This is a genomic window from Zongyangia sp. (assembly GCF_965361945.1).
Genome location: NZ_CBDTOK010000103.1, coordinates 46,826 through 66,062 on the forward strand (window position 1 = coordinate 46,826; position 19,237 = coordinate 66,062).

17 protein-coding genes are annotated in these 19,237 nt (G+C 48.8%); 3 read left to right on the forward strand and 14 right to left on the reverse strand.

Translation table 11 applies throughout. The annotated features are described in order from the left end of the window. Nucleotides 1–59: 59 nt before the first annotated feature. The 4 genes from ftsX to ACZ25G_RS06920 all read right to left on the reverse strand — a co-directional run bounded on the left by ftsX (nucleotide 60) and on the right by ACZ25G_RS06920 (nucleotide 3,916). Complete coding sequence (gene ftsX, locus ACZ25G_RS06905) at nucleotides 60–971, reverse strand: permease-like cell division protein FtsX (protein WP_191481858.1); 912 nt, start codon at nucleotides 969–971, stop codon at nucleotides 60–62. Continuing rightward, the gene (ftsE, locus tag ACZ25G_RS06910) at nucleotides 958–1,647 is read right to left on the reverse strand and encodes a cell division ATP-binding protein FtsE (protein ID WP_191510147.1); all 690 of its coding nucleotides are present in this window, start codon (nucleotides 1,645–1,647) and stop codon (nucleotides 958–960) included. The genes ftsX and ftsE overlap by 14 nt, the downstream gene beginning before the upstream one ends. 157 nt (nucleotides 1,648–1,804) lie before the next feature. Next, nucleotides 1,805–2,890 carry a helix-turn-helix domain-containing protein gene (locus ACZ25G_RS06915; protein ID WP_191481860.1) on the reverse strand — a complete coding sequence of 362 codons (1,086 nt, stop codon included), beginning with the start codon at nucleotides 2,888–2,890 and terminating at the stop codon, nucleotides 1,805–1,807. Between the two features lie 309 nt (nucleotides 2,891–3,199). Further along, on the reverse strand, nucleotides 3,200–3,916 hold the full coding sequence (locus ACZ25G_RS06920; protein ID WP_463681960.1) for a pseudouridine synthase: 717 nt from the start codon (nucleotides 3,914–3,916) through the stop codon (nucleotides 3,200–3,202). Between the two features lie 206 nt (nucleotides 3,917–4,122). Between ACZ25G_RS06920 and ACZ25G_RS06925 the strand changes: the two genes are divergently transcribed. Next, on the forward strand, nucleotides 4,123–4,614 hold the full coding sequence (locus ACZ25G_RS06925; RefSeq protein ID WP_463681961.1) for a DUF4830 domain-containing protein: 492 nt from the start codon (nucleotides 4,123–4,125) through the stop codon (nucleotides 4,612–4,614). Between the two features lie 164 nt (nucleotides 4,615–4,778). Here the strand turns inward: ACZ25G_RS06925 and ACZ25G_RS06930 are convergent, their stop codons facing one another. The 9 genes from ACZ25G_RS06930 to ACZ25G_RS06970 form a co-directional block, all read right to left on the reverse strand. Continuing rightward, nucleotides 4,779–4,982 (reverse strand): hypothetical protein, encoded by a 204-nt coding sequence (locus tag ACZ25G_RS06930; protein WP_342680530.1) that lies wholly within the window; start codon nucleotides 4,980–4,982, stop codon nucleotides 4,779–4,781. Nucleotides 4,983–5,003: 21 nt separating this feature from the next. After that, nucleotides 5,004–6,452, reverse strand: a complete 1,449-nt coding sequence (locus tag ACZ25G_RS06935; protein ID WP_463681962.1) for a hypothetical protein — start codon at nucleotides 6,450–6,452, stop codon at nucleotides 5,004–5,006. Nucleotides 6,453–6,571: 119 nt separating this feature from the next. Then, nucleotides 6,572–8,935, reverse strand: a complete 2,364-nt coding sequence (locus ACZ25G_RS06940) for a glycogen/starch/alpha-glucan phosphorylase (RefSeq protein ID WP_463681963.1) — start codon at nucleotides 8,933–8,935, stop codon at nucleotides 6,572–6,574. A gap of 97 nt (nucleotides 8,936–9,032) precedes the next feature. Further along, nucleotides 9,033–10,553, reverse strand: coding sequence for a 4-alpha-glucanotransferase (gene malQ, locus ACZ25G_RS06945; protein ID WP_463681964.1), 1,521 nt, complete (start codon nucleotides 10,551–10,553; stop codon nucleotides 9,033–9,035). Continuing rightward, nucleotides 10,522–11,622 carry a LacI family DNA-binding transcriptional regulator gene (locus ACZ25G_RS06950; protein ID WP_463681965.1) on the reverse strand — a complete coding sequence of 367 codons (1,101 nt, stop codon included), beginning with the start codon at nucleotides 11,620–11,622 and terminating at the stop codon, nucleotides 10,522–10,524. The genes malQ and ACZ25G_RS06950 overlap by 32 nt, the downstream gene beginning before the upstream one ends. Nucleotides 11,623–11,872: 250 nt before the next feature. Further along, nucleotides 11,873–12,865, reverse strand: coding sequence for a TIM barrel protein (locus ACZ25G_RS06955; protein ID WP_191481867.1), 993 nt, complete (start codon nucleotides 12,863–12,865; stop codon nucleotides 11,873–11,875). Between the two features lie 14 nt (nucleotides 12,866–12,879). Then, nucleotides 12,880–13,839 carry an ABC transporter permease gene (locus ACZ25G_RS06960; RefSeq protein WP_463681966.1) on the reverse strand — a complete coding sequence of 320 codons (960 nt, stop codon included), beginning with the start codon at nucleotides 13,837–13,839 and terminating at the stop codon, nucleotides 12,880–12,882. After that, nucleotides 13,836–14,885: an ABC transporter permease gene (locus tag ACZ25G_RS06965; RefSeq protein WP_191481869.1), complete on the reverse strand. Its 1,050-nt coding sequence runs from the start codon at nucleotides 14,883–14,885 to the stop codon at nucleotides 13,836–13,838. The genes ACZ25G_RS06960 and ACZ25G_RS06965 overlap by 4 nt, the downstream gene beginning before the upstream one ends. Beyond that, entirely contained in the window at nucleotides 14,882–16,111 is a 1,230-nt protein-coding gene (locus ACZ25G_RS06970) for an ATP-binding cassette domain-containing protein (protein WP_463681967.1), read from the reverse strand. Before ACZ25G_RS06970 ends, ACZ25G_RS06965 begins: the two co-directional genes overlap by 4 nt. 88 nt (nucleotides 16,112–16,199) lie before the next feature. Here ACZ25G_RS06970 and ACZ25G_RS06975 point away from each other — a divergent pair, with 88 nt between their 5' ends. Both ACZ25G_RS06975 and ACZ25G_RS06980 read left to right on the forward strand, forming a co-directional pair. After that, the gene (locus tag ACZ25G_RS06975; RefSeq protein WP_463681968.1) at nucleotides 16,200–17,339 is read left to right on the forward strand and encodes an ROK family protein; all 1,140 of its coding nucleotides are present in this window, start codon (nucleotides 16,200–16,202) and stop codon (nucleotides 17,337–17,339) included. A 38-nt stretch (nucleotides 17,340–17,377) separates the two neighbouring features. After that, nucleotides 17,378–18,757, forward strand: coding sequence for an L-fucose/L-arabinose isomerase family protein (locus tag ACZ25G_RS06980; protein WP_463681969.1), 1,380 nt, complete (start codon nucleotides 17,378–17,380; stop codon nucleotides 18,755–18,757). Nucleotides 18,758–18,814: 57 nt separating this feature from the next. Here the strand turns inward: ACZ25G_RS06980 and ACZ25G_RS06985 are convergent. Next, a partial coding sequence (locus ACZ25G_RS06985; RefSeq protein ID WP_463681970.1) for a PfkB family carbohydrate kinase occupies nucleotides 18,815–19,237 on the reverse strand: 423 nt, incomplete at its 5' end.

Consider the following 19,237-nt stretch of genomic DNA (forward strand, 5'->3'; position numbering starts at 1 on the left):
TCCCCTCCCTAGAGTTTGATTTTATCCCATTATTTGTTTTCGGTAATGGTGTCAAAACACTATACCTTCAGATATTTTCTCACAAACACAAGGCTCCCTAATGCTCCTAGGAGGATGCCTCCCACGCCAAAACCAAGAGCCAACTGTCTCGCCACCGCCGTAAAAGGCACCACATTCATAAAAGCCTCTTGAATCCACTGAGAGGAAACAGGCGCCTGATCCACATAATAGATCAGGAGGTTATAGCCGCCCCACAGCAGGAAAAAGGATAGGATAGCGGAAATGAGCCCCAGAAGGATTCCCTCCACCAAAAACGGCATCTTAATAAAACCATCGGTGGCTCCTACGTATTTCATGATATTGATCTCTTTTCTGCGGTTGAAAACGGTGATCTTGATGGTATTGGAAATGATGATCATGGATACAACCAGCAGAATTCCAACAATAACGATTCCCGCCACATAGACAATATGCTTGATTGTAGTCAGCGTACCTGCAATTTCGGTAGGCGCCCTAGCATAATCCACCCCGTCGATTTGCTCAATGGCCTGCTGGGTCTCCGCCAGCTTAGAAAGATCGTCTACCTTCACCCGGAAGGAAAAAGGCATGGGGTTTTGATCCTTCAAATCTTCAAAAAACTCGTCCTGCTCCCCTACGCTTTCCAGCGTCTGAGCCAGAGCCTCCTCTTTGGAAACAAAGATCACGTCGGTTAGATTATCTGTCTGGTTGAGCTGCTCTTCGATGTCGTCCACGTCCGATTCGGGAACATCCTCCTGGACGAATACCACCATCTCATTCTGATCCTCTACATATCCCACAATGGAATTAATGTTGATGGACACCAGCACTGCCGCCCCAATAAGAAGCATGCAGGCGATGAGAACGCCAATGGAAGCCAAGGACATAAGACGGTTGACCCAAAAGCCGCGAAACCCCTCTTTCAACAGATAACGAAAACTACTTGCCTTCATCAGTTGACCTCCAATCGTTATGGTCAGACACAATCCTGCCACTATCTAATGTAATCACTCGACGGTTAAATTTCGCGACCAGGTCGTGTTCATGGGTCACCATAATGATGGTGGTGCCGCAGCGGTTAATTTCATTCAGAAGATCCACAATTTCAAAGGACAATTCAGGGTCAATATTGCCGGTGGGTTCATCGGCGATAATCAGAGAGGGGTTGTTCACCAGGGCCCGTGCCAAGGCTACCCTCTGCTGTTCACCACCGGAGAGCTGCTCCGGTAGAGATTTTGCCTTGGAGGCAAGCCCCACAAGGCCCAGTATGTAGGGGACACGCCGGCGGATATCATGATAGGAAACATTGGTTACCCGCAGCGCAAAGGCCACGTTGTCATATACATTCATATTGGGAATCAATCGGAAATCCTGGAACACCATGCCCAGGGTTCTCCGGAATTTAGGAATCTGTCGGCGCTTAAGGCTCCCCAGATCAAACCCGTTGACCATCACCTTTCCTGACGTAGGCTTCTCTTCCCGCATGATCAATTTGACCAGCGTACTTTTTCCCGCGCCAGAAGCCCCGACCACAAAAACGAATTCTCCCTTATCAATGAACAAATTCACATCTTTGAGCGCATGCGTGCCCGTAGGATAATCCTTGGACACATTGCTGAAACTTATCACTTTTGCACCGCCTCTTGGATTTCAGTTGGTTCAACTGGGACAAAAGGATATCTCTATCCCAGCGAAGGGTCTATCTGAAAGATAACATCAAAATGCGCCTGACGGCGCATTTTTCATTGCGGGGATGTTGTGTTCCCGCATCTCTTATTTGTTGTCATCAGTATTTCACAGGGTTAGCCGTCAAATATTTTTTCACCATCAACGCTACCTTAAAGATGATGGCATGGTCGAACTCCCGCAAATCCAAACCGGTCAGTTTCTTGATCTTTTCCAGCCGGTAAACCAGAGTATTTCTGTGTACAAACAGTTTTCTCGATGTCTCGGAGACATTGAGGTTGTTTTCAAAGAACTTTTGGATCGTGAAAAGAGTCTCATGATCCAGGCTCTCAATGGAACCCTTTTTGAAGACTTCCCGCAAGAACATCTCGCACAAGGTAGTGGGAAGCTGATATATCAGCCTTGCGATTCCCAAGTTGTCATAGCTGACAATGGATTTCTCGGTGTCAAACACCTTCCCAACTTCCAGCGCCACCTGGGCTTCCTTGAAGGAGCGGGCCAAATCCTTGATACCAGCCACAGAAGTACCGATACCCACCACAACCCGGGTGTAGAACTCGCTGCCCAAAGTATCCACAATAGAGCGGGCCAGCTTTTCCAGGTCTTTGGATTCAATTCCCGGCTTAATCTCTTTGACCAATACAATATCGGACTCGCTGATGTTGAATACAAAATCCTTCTGCTTGTCCGGGAAGAGGTTCTGGATGACATCAAAGGCAGAAATGTCGTTGGAGGACACAATGCGGATGAGCAGTACCACACGGTTGATGTCCGTATTAAAATGGAGCTCTCTTGCCTTGACATAGATGTCCCCAGGCAGGATGTTGTCCAAGATGACATTCTTGATAAAGTTGTTGCGGTCATACTTTTCGTCGTAGTATTGTTTGATGCTGGACAGGGATACCGCCAAAATGCCGGCAAACTTAGCCGCCATGTCGTCCGTTCCCTCTACAAAAACGGCATAGTCGGGTTTCATTCTTGTGCCGAACGGCTTATAAGTATAACCGTCACGGACAAAAATGTCGTTGGACTCCACCAGATCCAGTGAAATGTATTCGCTGGTTTCACCGATCCTGGTCAGATCACTGCACGAGATAATGGTGGCAGTGTCGTCCACTACGCCGATCACCCGATCCAGTGTGTCGCGCATCTGATGTACTACGCCTTGAAATAATCTGTTCGACATAACCTTTTATTCCCCTTCTTCTACAAATTGCGGACGCATAACCTGCGAAAAGCTTTTATGTAAAATGTACGAAACTGCTCTTATATATTTTACACAAAAAAAATACAATTTGCAACATTTTGATGAATAAAAGTTGTTAAAATCTCCTGATTTTTTGTAAAACCTCCAACTTTGGCGTAATACAGGCCTTATTTTACCCCAAGAATTTTGAGATTATATGAACAGAACATAAAGAAATCCGAGGCTTTCCAGTAAATCCCTTTGGATTTTTTAGCTTTTTCGTATACGTTCAACAAATTGCACAAATCCCTAAAGCAGGCATTTCAGCTGCTGTAATTCCGCCTCTGTCAGCTCCCTACACTGGCCAGGAGCCAGCTTCTCATCTAGGTCCAGATTCCCCATCCGGATTCTTTTGAGGGTCAGCACCCGGCCGCCGAGCGTCCCAAACATCCGCTTAATTTGGTGGTACATTCCCTCTTGGAGCACCACAATGCATTCCTGGCGTCCTTCCTTCTCCACCAGGCGCAGCTGAGCACTTTTACAGATTTGGCCTTGGCCGATATCAATCCCCTGGGCAAAGGCCTCCACCGCCCGCTGATCCAGGAGAATGTCCACTGTTGCCACATAGGTTTTGGGAATATGCTTACGGGGAGAAAGGATATCATGGGCAAACTGGCCGTCATCTGTCAACAGGACAAAGCCCTCGGTGTCTTTATCCAGCCTTCCCGCCGGAAATAATCCTTTGCGCCGCAGAGATTCCGGCACCAGATCTACTACGGTAGGCGCCTTGGGATCATTGCTGGCAGAGATGACACCCTGGGGCTTGTTCATCATCAGATAAATGTGCTTTTTATATTCAATCAGTGTCCCATCCAGCAGAATTTTGTCCAATTGGGGATCAATTTTTTCGTCAGCTGATCTCACCGTTGTCCCATTGATTTTGACCCTACCCTGCCGCACCAAAGCCTTGACCTCTTTTCGGGAGCCGCAACCTGCGGCAGCCAGGATTTTGTCCAGACGTTCCATATAGCCATCTCCTTTCACAACAGTATTCGTCCTCAGAATTTAGGATTATTATAACACACACATCCGAAGTCATCACCTTTTTCTCCCCAATGTAGAGCATATCCGCTTCCCATCCCGCATATAGATAGGATAGTTTCGAAAAGGCCCCGGTTCCCCGGGTCCTTGCTCCTGTGACACCATTACGATTCGGAGAGGAAGGGGAAACCATGTTCGTCAAATCCTTTAAAACCAACAAAAAAACGCTCATCGGCGGGCTCTGTGTAATACTGGCCACTCTTTGCCTGTGTATCTGGGCCCTGTCTTCTGCTGAGGATGTAGAGACCACGTCATCTCAAAAAAAGACGGGGACCCTGACCTACAAAGCGGCTACCAACGAGGAGCGATTGGCCTTTCTTTCCCATTTCGGCTGGGAGGTAGAAAGTGATCCCGCCGAAATTGTGGAACTCATCATCCCCTCTGAATTTAATGAAATCTATGAAAATTACAATGCCATGCAGAAAAAGCAGGGGTTGGACCTGGAGAGATACAAGGGAAAAACCGCAAAACGCTATTCTTATGTTGTGACCAACTATCCCGGTGTACCAGAGGGAGTCAGGGCTAATATGGTGGTCTACAATGACAAGATCATTGCCGGTGACATCTGCAGTCTGGAACTGGATGGCTTTATGCATGGTTTTCAGGCTGAGCAATCCTCATAACGTTCCTCCTATCGTCTCAAGCGGAAGGCCCGGAAAAATCTTCCGGGTCTTCCGCTTTGATAGTGGCGGGGGATCCTTCTAAGATTTTTCTCTTTCATTTCTCGATACAATAGATTTTTCGGCAGCTTAAAATCCGCAAAAAGCCGGCGCTATGCGCCGGCTTTTTATGTCTTTTGTCTTTTCATTTTTCTTCCAAGCCAGGAAAGAATATCAGGAGAAAAGTTCAGCAGGATAAGGCCTACCGTTGTGACCAAGACATCCGCACTATACACAAAATCGGTGAAGCCGCCCTGAGACATGAGGGCAAACTTACTCGCCATCACTGCGGCCAGGGTCACCGTTACTGGTGTCTTGGGAAGCTTAATCATCAGCAGGAATCAAGTTAATTATTATTTAGCAATCCCTTTCATATCTTCTGGGGAAGAAGTGAAACTATTTTGAGAACCTATCATACGTTCTTGCTTTACTATACCCCACTCTAAAATCATGAGTGCTACAAAAATCCAAAAGTGCTTTTCATAGATATAGCTATAACGTCCAGAAATCATACAATTGATGAAAACAATACATAGCCCCACCCCATAGAAAAGGGAACGACTGGTTTTGTATCGGAGTAATTGTACTAGGCATAATGCGATACAGCTCCATACTCCTAACGAGGCTCCTAATTTTAGTATCCCTCCGCTAAGAAAATCAGAAATAAGGAAATTATGAGGAGTCATCCAATATTGAGCTTTGGGCTCATAACTTTCATAAAGTTGATCTAATTTCTCACTCGAACGAACATCATATAGATAAGCTTCATAAGAAGTACCTCTTCCTACCACCATTTCCATAGGAGAGTAAGAGGCAGCTTCGTCTAAGGCGAGTCCCCAAATAGCTGCTCGCTTAGCAAACATGCTTCCTTCTCCAATACTATCAATAATAGTATCAATACTTCCCTCGGTCATTTCATTTCCAGTTTCCTCAACATAGCTTTCATATTTTGATTGAGACAAATTTTGGAATGCTCGAGAAAACGGAGCATTAATAGAAAAGACCAGAAGCGCCACCAAGACTAATGCTGCCGCATTCTTCCACACCTGAGACTTTTTACCTTTATAGGCAGTACTGATAATCTGATATCCTGCAATAATTATCAGGGCAGGAATTAAAGTCAAATAAGTTCTCCGGGAACCACAAAGATAAAGGACGGGGAAATTGACCAAAGAAACCATAAATATTGCAAAATACTTTTTAGCCAAAGACAAATTGGAATTGAGGAGCAAAACCAATAAAACCAAAAAGCCAATAAAGACTACAGTAGCAAAACGGTTGTAATCTACCAACATAGAAAGTCTGCGATAGTAAGGTACAGGAAGAATTTCCCACACAAAATAATTAAATAGAGTAAATACTGCCAAGAAAGTCCCTGAAACTCCTATGTTCCATAAGATCCTAGTAATTTTTCCCCTATTCTCACAATAAAAAACTAACATAACGCAAAAGAACGCCATAGGGACGACTACTATATATTTTACTACTGCCAAATCTTTCGCAGGGGAATAAAAGATACCGATAATGTCTAAAAGAATATAAGCCGACAAAAAGATAAGCAGCCATTTAGATGCCGCTACTCGGCGGATTAAAAGCAAAAAGCGCTCTTTGGCTTTTCGCCATCCTCCTCGTAAAAACAATACCAGAAAAAGTACTGCCGTAACAACAAAAGGGACTTCAAAAATAGAAAATGGCAGATGGATGCCAATTTCTAAAACCATAAAAAACAGGGTAATATGAAGAAAAGCTTCAAATATACTGGGAAGCTTTCCGTACTTCCTCCACCAAGTTTTACTAACCATAGGATTCCCCTTCCTCTACACGATTTATTTTTCTTTGCCTAAATATTATAAATCAAAGAAGAATTAAAAATGTGAATCAATTCTAAAAAAACAGCCGCATAAGCGGCTGTTTTTCTTTTTTAGCCTTCAATGGGAGCGATATTCCAAATATCTTCGGCATACTCCCGGATGGTCCGGTCACTGCTGAAGCGTCCGGCAGACGCCATATTCATCCAGCAGCGGGATGCAAATTTCATCCTGTCCTTGTATTCCCTATTGACCTTTAGCTTAGCTGCAATGTAGGAAGGCAGATCATATAGCAGGTAGTAATTGTCCGGGTCGTGCCATGATGCCCCTTTGAGTAGACTATCATAAAGTTCCTGGAACATTCCTGTTCCTCCGTCGTCAAATGTGCCGTCGATCAGGGTGTCCAGTATCCGCCGGATCCGCGCATTGCCTTCATACAGGGCCGCCGGATCATAGTCCTTCAGCGCTTCGAGTTCCTCCACCCGGGCGCCGAATATGTAGTTATTCTCCATGCCTGCGGCTTCTACAATTTCCACATTGGCTCCGTCATAGGTACCTAGGGTTACGGCACCGTTGAGCATGAACTTCATATTGCCCGTTCCCGAAGCCTCTGTCCCCGCTGTAGAGATCTGCTCCGACACATCCGCCGCCGGGAAGAGCCGCTCTCCATAAGAAACATCGTAGTTGGTGACAAAAATCACCTTCATCAAATCATTGACCTCCGGGTCATTGTTGATGAGCTTTGCCACCTCGTTGATGAATTTGATGATAGCTTTGGCCCTCATATAGCCAGGAGCGGCCTTGGCTCCGAAAATGAAGACAGTGGGGGTAAAATCGGCGATGACTTTGTCCTTCAGACAATAGTAAATATCCAAAATCGCCAGGGCATTGAGGAACTGCCGCTTGTATTCATGCAGGCGTTTAACCTGGATATCAAAGATAAAGTCTGGGGAAAGTTTCATCCCCTCTCTCTTCCAGATCATATCACACAGGCGCTGCTTATTGATCTGCTTGATGTCTTGGAAGGACTTGAGAACCTGTTCATCCGTACCAAATTTTTTCAGCTCCTCCAGCTGATCCAAATCAGTAACCCACTGGTCGCTGCCCAGCAGCCTGGTGATATAGTTGGCCAGATGAGGATTGGCCAGCACCAGCCAACGCCTCTGGGTAATGCCGTTGGTCTTGTTGTTAAAACGCTCCGGATAGAGCTCATACCAATCGTGGAGCTCCCGCTGCTTGAGGATTTCGGTGTGAATCCTTGCCACACCGTTGACCGAATGGCTCAAATAGATAGCAAGACGCGCCATGTGGATTTTTCCATCCTGGATGATAGCCATTCCTTCCGCTTTTTCCTCGGGAATGCCCGCCGCCGCTAGATCTTTTTGGAGCTGTGCGTCGATCATGGTGATGATCTCCACCATGCGGGGAACAATGCCTTCCACCAGCTCAATATCCCATTTTTCCAGAGCCTCGGCCATGATGGTATGGTTGGTGTAAGCAAAGGTATTGCGGACAATATCCAGGGCATTTTCAAAGGTGACGCCCTCCTCATCAATGAGGATCCGCATCAGCTCCGGAATGGAAAATACCGGATGGGTATCGTTGAGCTGGATGGCGTTGTATTTGGCAAAGGCGGACAGAGAGCGTCCGTTTTCTTTATGAGTACGAACAATGTCCTGCAAGGACGCGCTGGAAAGGAAATACTCCTGTTTGATTCTCAGCTTTCTGCCTTCATCGGTGCTGTCGTTGGGATAGAGCACCCGGGTGATGTTCTCCGCATAATTTTTTTCTGCCACAGCCGCGTCGTACTCATAGTCGTTAAACTTCTCAAAGTCAAATTCTTCTACGGCCTCGCACTGCCACAGGCGGAGGCTGTTGATGGTCTGGGTATGATAGCCGATGACCGGCATGTCGTAGGGCACCGCCCTGACCTTTTTCCCTTCCAGTTCCACCAGACATCCTCTGTCCTCCCGGCGTAAGCTCCAGGGATCGGGATATTTGAGCCAATTGTCAGCATACTCCTTCTGGAAGCCATCCTCAAACTCCTGCCGAAACAGGCCGTACCGATAGCGCAGGCCATAACCGTTCAGCGGCATGTTCAATGTGGCGCCGGAATCCAGGAAACAGGCAGCCAGACGACCCAAGCCGCCGTTGCCCAGACCCGCATCGCCCACTTCTTCCAGCAGGTTAATATCCAGGTCCAGTTTCTCCATTTCCTCTTTGAGCTCATCATAGATGCCCAGGTTGATCAGATTGTTCTGAACCATCCGGCCCATGAGGTACTCCGCCGACAGATAATAGGCGTTTTTTACTTCCCGCTGTTTCTCTACCGTCTCATCATGGAGGGGAATCAGTTCCCGCATGATGGCCTTGGACAGCAGTACACTGATCAATTCCCCTGTCAGATCTTTTTTCTGCACCCGGCATAGCTGGATGTCGCGTTTTACTTCTTCTGCAATTCTCTTGGTGTCAAGCATTCAGATTCCTCCCATTTCTCCGGCGTATTCGTTTCGTTTGTCCACTAAGAGGGTTCGCCGGTGCTCCCTATTAGGGTTGGCGTCTTTTGCGCCTTGACTATCTCTCGTATATACTGCACAGTGCTTTCAGCTTCTCTGAAAGCGCCGGGGTTAGCATTCCTTTGTTCATCCTCCACTGCCAGTTTTTCCCCACGGTGGAGGGTTCGTTCATCCGGGCCTGATCTCCCAGCAGGAGCAGATCCTGCATCTGAACCACAGCCAAATCTGCAACGCTGGCAAAGGCACAGCGGATCGTTTCCCAGGTGAGAGGCTCTGTTTCGGCCTTGCATCCCAAATAATCCGCTGCAAAGTCTTTGACCTTGTCAGACGCATGGAGAAAAAATCCGCAGAGGGTTTCATTGTCATGGGTTCCTGTATAGACCACACTGTTCTTTTTATGGTGATGCGGCAGATAAGCGCTGCGCTCCTCTGGAGAAAAAGCGAACTGCAGCACCTTCATACCAGGAAGCCCCGATGCCTCCAGCAGCTCTGTCACCCCGTCGGTGAGCTGGCCCAGATCTTCCGCAATCATGGGCCGGTCTCCCAGCTGCGCCTTCAGTTCCCGGAAAAAGTCCATTCCAGGTCCTTTGCACCAGTGCCCGCCCCGCGCGGTTCGATTGCCCCAAGGAACTACCCAGTAATCGTTAAATCCCCGGAAATGATCAAAGCGGATCATATCACAGCGCTGGAAAGCGGCGCGGATTCTCTGCATCCACCAACGGTACCTATCCCCACGGTGGATTTTCCACCGGTAAACTGGATTTCCCCAAAGCTGTCCATCCTCGCTGAACAGATCCGGCGGCACCCCTGCACAGAGCACTGGCCGAAGATCCTCATCCAGCAAAAACAGCTCCGGATGGGACCAGACGTCCGCACTGTCATAGGCCACATAGATGGGAAGATCCCCGATCAGTGTAATCCCTTGTCGATTTGCGTATAATTTTATGTTTTTATACTGTTTGTAAAACAAAAACTGTGTAAAAACGACATATTGGATTTCGTCTTTCATTTCTTGCGCCAAGGATTTTAGGGCTTCCGGCTCCCGATTTTTTGCTCCCTGTTCCCATTCATACCACGGCGCATTCTGAAACTTCCGTTTTCCCGCCATGTAAAGAGCATAGTCCTCCAGCCAGTATCCGCTGCTCCGGCGGAAGGCCTCCACCTCCTTGGCATAGAGGTTCCATCCCCGCTCATAGGCTTTTCGCAGCAGTGGCAGCCGGTGGTCAAACTGGGCTTTGAAATCCACCTTGTGCGGATCCCCTACCAGGAGGCGATCGTCGATTTCCTCCTGCTCCAGCAGCCCCCATTCCACCAGCAAATCCAAATCGATGAGATAGGGATTCCCCGCAAAGGTGGAAAAGGACTGATAAGGGGAGTCTCCGAAGCCGGTAGGGCCCAGCGGCAGCATCTGCCAGCAGGAAATACCGCTTTCCTTCAGAAAATCGGCAAACCGATAGGCTTCCCTTCCCAAAGTTCCGATGCCGTGGTTGCTGGGGAGGGAGGTAATATGCATGAGAATTCCCGCTTTTCTCTCTTTTTCTTGGGGCTTATGGTGCAACTGCACCTTTACCTTGGTCATGATGCTCCCCCATTTCTCTGTCAAGGTCTTCGCCTTTATATCCGTTATCTATCTTTTCTTCCGTCCATCCGGTGGAACCCCGTTCAATAATCTTGCAGGGATACACGGAATGGCGGTGGTTTCCCTTCTGTTCAATGATATCCAGCACGGTGGTCACCGCCTCCAAGGCCATCTGTTCACTGGGCTGGCAAACGGTGGTGATCCCCGGATAGGTAAACTCGGTCAAATCTAATCCGTCAAAGCCCATAATGGCAATGTCCTCCGGAATCCTTTTGCCCGCCTCCAGGACGGCCCGCATAGCTCCTACTGCCATCACATCCGAAATGGCAAAGATGGCCGTCACATCTGTCTCCTGGAGAAGAGAACGAGCCGCCTCGTAACCGCCTTTGTAGGTGAAGTTACAATTTTTGTGGATATGCTCATCATAGCCAATACCATACTCCCCCAAAGCCTTGAGATAGCCTTCCAACCGCAGGCGGTTGATGCTTTTTTCCTCAAAGGCGCCGGCCAGGATGCCAATACGGCGATGGCCCCGCTCCAGAAGGTAGCGGGTGGCCCGATAGGCCTCCAAGGTATCATCAATGGAAATGGTGGAGTAGCATTCCCCCTCCATATCGCTGGATACCTGGATGGTGGCAAAGACAAAAGGAACCTTCAGAATGGAAAGCCTCTCTTTGGAATACTGGAAAATTCCTCCCAAAAAGATGATACCTTCCAGCCGCCGCTCCATCTGCAGCTCCGCCGCAATGTGGATTTCATCTGCAAAATCGTCGGCCTGGGTCAGAAACATGGCATAGCCTCTCCGGGCCAGTTCTCCTTCAATAACCCGCAGCATGGGAGAAAAGAAGGGGTTGGTAATTCCCTTGACTACCACACCGATGGTCCGGCTTTTGATCCTTTTCAAGTTCCGGGCGCTGTTGTTGGGCATGTAGTTGTGTTCATTCATCACCCGCAGTACCTTTTGCTTGGTTTTGGCATTGACATCCGGATGATTGTTGAGCACCCGGGACACAGTGCTGACTCCAACACCGCTGAGCCTGGCAATATCCCGGATATTCATACTCCCCATGGCGTCTTCCCTCCTTTCCCTTTCAAGATCATCCGTTGAAGGAAACGTTTCCGGTATGGTTACCGGAAACGTTTCCAGCTTTTGCGGATATCATAGCATAGTGTATTCTCTTTGTCAACATGCAAAAATAAAAAAACAGCCCGAAGGCTGTTTTTTCTCTTTTCCCGAATGAGCCTGCCATCAAATAGAGGATGGCAGCCGGCCGGAGAAGGGGCGTATATTTCTCCGGCCAAGCGACCACCAAAGGGGCTCAATCCGTTTTAATTGCCGCATCGAATTCAATTTCTGAAGGAGGAAAATTGATTCTGCGGACAAAGGAGATAGCTTCTTTGAGGCCAAAAATCCGATCCATTCCGTTGTCCTCCCATTCAATAGACAGAGGGCCAGTATACTGCATGGCATTGAGTTCCCGGATGATCTCTTCAAAGTTGACATCACCATGGCCCAGTGAACGGAAATTCCAGGCACGCTTGGTGCTGCCAAAGGGCAGATGGGAACCGAGAATACCCCTGCGGCCATCATAGCTGACACTGGCGTCTTTCATGTGAACATGGAAAACATAAGGGGCAAAGTCCTGCAAAAACACGGTGGGATTGACCCCCTGCCAAATTAGATGGCTGGGATCGAAATTAAGTCCAAAGGCCGGATGGCCATTCATCTTTTTCAGCAACCGCTGGGTGGAGTAGTAGTCAAAGGCAATCTCCGTAGGATGAACCTCAAAGGCAAATTTGACATTTTTCCGCTGGAATTCATCCAAAATAGGGGTCCAGAGGGAAACAATCCTGTCGTAGCCCTCCTCGATCATCTCTTCTGTAGTCTGGGGGAAAGAGTAGAAAAACTTCCAGATGGGGGAACCCAGAAATCCTGTCACAATGGAAACGCCCAAATTGTTACAGGCCGTGGGCACCTGCATCATAAAGTCAATAGCCCACTTTCTAATTTCTTCTGGTTTGCCAGCAAACCGGGCAGGGGCAAAGTTATCCAGACGCGGGTCATAGAGATCCCCTACACATTGTCCTGCCAGAGCAGCGCAGATAGCCCACATCTTCAGGCCATGGCTGTGGAGAATCTCCAACCGCTCCTCGCAATACTCCTTGCTGGAGGCCGCTTTCTCAATGCTCAATACCGACTCGCTTACCGCGATTTCCAGCCCGTCAAATCCCAGGCTGCCTGTGAGTTCACAAAGTTCCTCCAGTGGCAGATCTCCCCACTGGCCGGTCGCCAGTGTAATTGGTCGATTCATAGCAGTGCTCCTTTCTATTGACGCAGGCTTTCCTTGCGGTTATAGGCAGCCAGCAGAACAATGAGGATGGCGCCCATAATAATGTCCCGAACGGCAGGGCTTGTATTGATAGCGGTCAGGAAGTTGGAAAGCACTGTCAGAAGCAGGGCTCCAAACACCGTACCTGTAAAGTTTCCTTTGCCGCCGGAGAGGAGGGTGCCGCCGATGACGACAGCAGAAATGGACATCATAGAATAGCTGTCAAATGTAGCGCATTGGGCCTGGCTGTAGTATCCCGCGGCGATAAATCCACCGATGCCCGCCAGCATACCGCCCACTGCGTAAGCAATCAAACGGACCTGTTTTACCTTGATACCGCTCAGGTAAGCGGCTGCGTCGTTGGTCCCGATAAGCATAAGCCGGTAGCCGAAGCGGGTGTATCGAATCAAAACCACTGTGAGGATGAAAAAGCAGATGGCCAGCAGGAAAATACCGGGGATAAAACCAAAATACCGGGTGGTCAGCAGTTTGGTCATCTCTTTTGCCGCTGTTCCTCTAGGTGCTCCGCCGGATATAATCAGCTGTACCTTACCTAGGATGTTGGAAACGCACATGGTCATAATGAGGGCAGGTAATCCGACATAGGAAACGCCGATGCCATTGATGGCGCCGATGACAACGCCTACCAGAATACAGACAATAAGGGTGGGAAGGATCATTGACGCATCCCCCCTCATCATCTCTACACTGATGACCGCCGTGGTGGACATGACTGCGCCAGCGGAAAGGTCAATGCCGCCGTTGCCAGAAATAATGATGATGCACTGTCCTGCGGAGGCAAAAACCAGAATGGAGGCGATGGCGGCAATACTGCTCACCGTACCCATATTCATGGCCTGGGGGCGGAAAACACCTGTAATGATAAACAGAAGAACCGCTAGAGCAAGGGCCATGATGGCTTGATTTTTCCAGAGATCTTTGATATGTTCTCTCATTTAGAATCCTCCTCCTTCCCAGTGACCAACTTTTTCAGTCGTCGACGTCCTTTTTTGCTGGCAAGAACCGATAAAGTCAATCCCAGCAAAATAATCATTTCTGAAATCAGGTCCTGATAGAAGTTGGAAAGCTGGAAGCCCGGGATCAACGCAGGCAGCAGCTTGATGAACAAATAGGAAACCGTGTTGGTGACAAAGGCCAGGAAAAGGGCACCCAGCATACCGCAGATCATGCTGCCCCATCCTCCGCTGATCAGCACGCCGCCCAGCAGGCAGGCTGCTACAGAAGTAAGGGTCATGACATCACCCGAGATCGGGTTGCCGCTGGCGATCATTGCAGTCATGCAAAGTCCTGCCAGTCCCACAAAGATACCGCAAATAAAGTAAGAACGGATGGTGATTTTCACCGTATCCAGACCGGTGGCATAGGTGTTCTTTTCTGATCCGCCTAAGGCATAGATTTCTTTGATCGCCGGATAGCGTTTCAACGCTGTCCACACTCCCAATACAATGAGGAGCAGATACAGGGTGGTGGGCAGTCCCAAAATGGTACCGTCATAGAACTTCCACACCGCCTGCGGCACACTGCCTTGCGGCTCCGGCATTAAGATAACATTGATTCCTTTGATAATATAGCTCATACCATAGGTGGCGAGCATGGGGGGAATACGCAGATATCCTACAATGATACCGTTGAGGGTGGAAACAACCACGGCCGCCAGGAATCCGACGATCCAGGCCACCCAAATCGGCATTCCTGTATAAGTAGGCAGCATCACGGCTAACACATTGACCATGGACATCTGGATTCCCACTGAAAGGTCGATATTGCCTGTCAAGATGACAATACTCTGGGCCATGGTCAGCAGGATCAAGGGGGTATTCTTTGAAAAGATCATGCTGAAATTATTGGCCGAAAAGAAACCGGCGCCCTGGGTAATGATGTTTAAGATAATGACAATCAGCAAAAGAATCAGGCCCATAAATTCGGGAGCTTTCCTCAGGGATGCAAATCCTTTTGCCGCTTTCTGGCCTTTTCCCGTCATGATCTCTCCACCTCCTGCTCTTCTGGTTGCAGTCCCATCATGGCTGCCACCAGATGGTCCTCAGTCAAAGTATCGCCGGACAGCATGCGGCTGATTTTTCCTTCATAGAACACATAAATCCGATCGCAGATGGCCAGCAGCTCTTCATTGTCGCTGGACACCATCAGCACTGTCATTCCCGACTGGATCGCCTCCCGTAGGAAACCTTGCAGCTCCTGACGGGCTGACACGTCAACGCCTTTGGTTGGGTCGTCCAACAGCAAAAAGTCAGGCGCCGCGGAAATCCAGCGGCCAAATGCAACCTTCTGCTGATTGCCGCCGGAAAGGGAGCTGATCGGGTCGGAGAGCTTTCCAATTTTAATGTTGTGACTTTCTACCACCTGTTGGGCGCTACTGTTGATCTTCTTTTTGGTCATAGGGCCAAATACCAGGCCCTTGGACAAATTGGCGCTGTAGATATTTTCACTGATGGGTCGGATGGAGAATACCGCCTCTCGATTACGGTCGCCAGAGATAAATCCCATGCCATCCCGCACCGCATCCGCAGCATTCCTGTAGTGTACAGGATGCCCTTTGAAGGTGATTGTCCCGCTCTCATGAGGAAGCGCGCCATAAAGTGCCCGCAAAAATTCCGACTGGCCCTGGCCCTGGAGTCCTCCAATGCCGATGATCTCGCCGCGTCCGATCTCTACGTCTACGCCGCGGACCTCTTTTCCCACATAAAGCTGTTCGGTTTTGAGGATGCATTCGCCCCCTACTATCGCCGTATGCGGCTCTCCAGCGCTTCCCTGCTCCGGCATCTTCCCCGTCATATGGAAGACAATTTCCTCCATGGGGGTTTCCTCCAGATTTTTATCAGCCACCGATTCTCCGCCCCGCAGCACTACAGCTCTGGAACAAATTTGATAAATTTCCTTCAGCCGGTGGGTCACCATGACAGTGGAAACACCTGTCTCTTTTAAACGGAGCAGATATGTAAACAGGGTTTCAACCTCATCATAGTGAAGCGCTGAGGTAACTTCATCCAACAGCAGAATTTTTGGCTGCCACGACACCGCCTTGGCGATTTCCACCAGGCTTTGGGTGGAAGGCGGAAGGTCCCCTGCAAAATCATCTAGGGAACACGGGGCCTTCAGTTCATCCAGGAAGGACTGGGCATATTCCCGGTTTTTCTTTTTATCTACACTGCCGAGCTTGGTTTTAAAATCATGTTGTTCTAGTGGCAATGAATACAAAATTCTTAGAAAGCATTGCATAAGTTTGCAAGATAGTATAGGATCATAATAGACAATATTGGTAAAGATGGGGTGCGAAGTGAACAATACAAGTGAGTTAAAAGCCCGCAATATGAAACGATGCGTCCGTGAAATCTGCCTTGCCGGAAAAATTACCAAACCGCAGCTGGGGCTCCAGACAGGATTGACCTCTGTCACAACCCACAAATTTGTCAATGAACTTTCGGAAATGAATTTTGTCCGGGAGGCCGGTGTCAGTAATACCAGTGTGGGGAAAAAGGCGATCTTTTACGAGATTAATCCTGATTATGGTTATTTGGTAGGCCAGGATATTTATGATGGAGAGGTGACTACCTGTCTCTATGATTTTTCTCTTCACTGTCTTCGGGAAAGGCACAGCGTCATTCCTAAAGAGTATAGCGAGCAGGTACTTACCATCCTTTGTACCGAGCTTGAAAACATCACGGAAGGCATCCCCACCCATAGCATCCATCAAATCGGCATTACAGTGTCCGGTGAGGTTAGCTTTGAGCAAGGTATCATCACCAACAGCATTGGTATGAAATGCTGGCGAGGAATTCCCATTAAGTCCCTCCTTGAAAACCGGCTCGGTATTCCTGTTGTAGTGGAAAATGATATCAACGCGTCGGTCATCGCCATGAAGTGGCGCAACAAACTCACCCATGATTTTGTTCTTCTGGACATCTCTTATGGAATTGGTGCTGGTATTCTACAAAACGGCAAACTCTATCGGGGAGCCAACTCCTTCGCAGGTGAAATTGGCCATATCCCGGTGAAACAGGATGGAGAAATCTGTCGGTGTGGAAACCGGGGCTGTATTGAAACCATTACCCTTCAAAACAACATCACAAAACGAGTGGGAGAAACCAGCATTGACCGTGTCATCAGCCGTGCTCTGGAGGGAGATGATAAGGTGCTGGAAGTGCTGCGCAATGTAGTTCACTACATCTCCTGGGTGGCTGATCTTGTGGTCAAGGTTTACGATCCCGGTATCCTTTATATCGCCAACTCCTGGTTGGCCCATTTCCCCAATTTTTGTGACGAAATTTCAGAATACATCTTTACCCATTCCACCTGGCTGACAAGAGATCAACTGGCTGTCTATTATATTCCCGAAGGCCGTGTTGCCACAACATATCATGCGGCAGGCTATCTTGCTTTTGATACCTATCTTGAAAAAGGCACCTATATTGTCTGAAACACGGACGGCGGTGCCACCGAAAGGAGTTTCAAAGCATGAAGCTGAAATTAGGTGTTGCAGTCACCCGTAGAGACTGCTTCCAGAACGAAAAGACTCTAGAAAACCGCGACCGTATCCTCCAAAAAGTAGCCGAACTTTCCAAAGAGCTTGATTTTGATTATGTAACCACCGACTTTTTAGGCGGTGAGCGGATGATGATTGAACTGTCTGACGCCGCCAAGGTAGAAGAATATTTCAAGGCCGAGAAAGTCGACGCTCTCTTCATCCCCCACGCCAATTTTGGGCAGGAGGAATCCGTGGCCCGGCTGGCTAAAAACATGGGACTGCCACTTCTGATCTGGGGTCCCCGAGATGAATGCCCCAAGGGCCAGGAGCTGCGGCCAACCGATACCCAATGCGGCCTGTTTGCCTGTTCCAAGGTACTGCGTCGCTATGGTGTCACCTTCTCCTACATTGAAAACTGTGATGTGGAGGATCCCGCTTTCCGCAAGGGGCTGGAAAAGTTCCTGGCTGTCGCACGGGTAGTCAATAAATTCCATCATCTGCGGATTGGCCAGGTCTCTGTCCGGCCCCGTCAGTTTATGAGCGTCATGTGCAACGAGGCTGAACTTCTTGAGCGTTTCGGCATCGAAGTGGTCCCCATCCCTGCTTATGACATCGTCGCCTCCACCAGGAAGATCCGGGAGGAGTGGGACAGCGAAACTCAGGAAATTCTTGATGCCATCCACGCCAAAGGCATTGATACACGAGAGTTCGGAGAAGAAAGGCTCAAACTCATGTGTTCCCTCGAGACGGCTTTGCTCCGTTTTGCCAGAAAATTCTCTCTGGATGCCCTCAGTGTGGAATGCTGGGATGTTTTCCTCAACGATCTCGGTTTTAAACCCTGTTTTGTTTTTGGCGATCTCACCGATCGGATGCTGCCCTGTGCCTGTGAAAATGATATTCACGGCGCAATCATGCTGGCTCTTGCCGTGGCCGCCAATAACCAGAAGGAGCCCCCCTTCTTCGCTGACCTGACCATCCGTCATCCCCACAATGACAACGCAGAGCTTCTGTGGCATTGCGGACCCTTCGCTAAGTCACTGATGAAAGAGGGCGCCTCTCCCTCTCTGGCTCAGGAAGGTCAGGGATTCTATCCCATCCATGGCGGTCAGGTAACCCTGCTTCGGTTTGACGCACTGAAAGGCAACTACACCCTCTTCGCGGATTCCGCTCAAGGTACTGACGGTCCGGAAACCTGCGGCAATTATCTGTGGGTTGAGGTAGACGACTGGGTCAAATGGGAAAAGAAATTTATCTTTGGCCCCTATATCCATCATGTCACCGGCCTTTTCGGCGATTATGTCGATGTCTTCCAAGAAGTTTGCCGTTACATGGACATTCCTTACGACAACGCAGACAAACCCCTATTTTAAACGCAAAAAAGTGCCTCCACAAAAAATGTGGAGGCACTGCTTTTTTCCCTATTTCTCTTATTTGAGGATGGGTACGTTTTTGATGCAATCATACACCTGCTCCAGGGTGGGCATGGAGGGAATGGCTCCTTTCCCTGTCGTGGTAATGGAACCGGTGGCGTTGCCAAAATCAATGATATCGTGCAGTTCCTGGGCGTTTACCTGATCCACAGGTTTATCCAACTCCAGTACCTTATAAAGAACACCGGAGAAGAAGGAATCGCCCGCACCGTTGGTATCAATGGTTTTCACGTCATAGGCGCCCAATTTCACGGTGTTGTCCCCGACCCGGCCGTAAGCGCCGTCCGCAGCCAGGGTAATGGTCATCATTTTGATGCCATACTGCTCCATCAGCAGTTTAGACCCCTGATCCAAATCAGTCAGCCCCGTCAGGAACTCCAGCTCCTCATGGGAAATTTTCACAATATCAGCATATTGCAT

Bases quoted from the DNA above. Each gene is read 5' to 3' on its own strand.
- ACZ25G_RS06920 (WP_463681960.1), bottom strand. From the start codon at position 3,916: ATGGAACGTCTGGACAAAATCCTGGCTGCCGCAGGTTGCGGCTCCCGA.
- ACZ25G_RS06915 (WP_191481860.1), bottom strand. From the start codon at position 2,890: ATGTCGAACAGATTATTTCAAGGCGTAGTACATCAGATGCGCGACACA.
- ftsX (WP_191481858.1), bottom strand. From the start codon at position 971: ATGAAGGCAAGTAGTTTTCGTTATCTGTTGAAAGAGGGGTTTCGCGGC.
- ACZ25G_RS06950 (WP_463681965.1), bottom strand. From the start codon at position 11,622: ATGGGGAGTATGAATATCCGGGATATTGCCAGGCTCAGCGGTGTTGGA.
- ACZ25G_RS06940 (WP_463681963.1), bottom strand. From the start codon at position 8,935: ATGCTTGACACCAAGAGAATTGCAGAAGAAGTAAAACGCGACATCCAG.
- ACZ25G_RS06935 (WP_463681962.1), bottom strand. From the start codon at position 6,452: ATGGTTAGTAAAACTTGGTGGAGGAAGTACGGAAAGCTTCCCAGTATA.
- ACZ25G_RS06965 (WP_191481869.1), bottom strand. From the start codon at position 14,885: ATGACGGGAAAAGGCCAGAAAGCGGCAAAAGGATTTGCATCCCTGAGG.
- ACZ25G_RS06925 (WP_463681961.1), top strand. From the start codon at position 4,123: ATGTTCGTCAAATCCTTTAAAACCAACAAAAAAACGCTCATCGGCGGG.
- ACZ25G_RS06955 (WP_191481867.1), bottom strand. From the start codon at position 12,865: ATGAATCGACCAATTACACTGGCGACCGGCCAGTGGGGAGATCTGCCA.
- malQ (WP_463681964.1), bottom strand. From the start codon at position 10,553: ATGACCAAGGTAAAGGTGCAGTTGCACCATAAGCCCCAAGAAAAAGAG.
- ACZ25G_RS06960 (WP_463681966.1), bottom strand. From the start codon at position 13,839: ATGAGAGAACATATCAAAGATCTCTGGAAAAATCAAGCCATCATGGCC.
- ACZ25G_RS06980 (WP_463681969.1), top strand. From the start codon at position 17,378: ATGAAGCTGAAATTAGGTGTTGCAGTCACCCGTAGAGACTGCTTCCAG.
- ACZ25G_RS06930 (WP_342680530.1), bottom strand. From the start codon at position 4,982: ATGATTAAGCTTCCCAAGACACCAGTAACGGTGACCCTGGCCGCAGTG.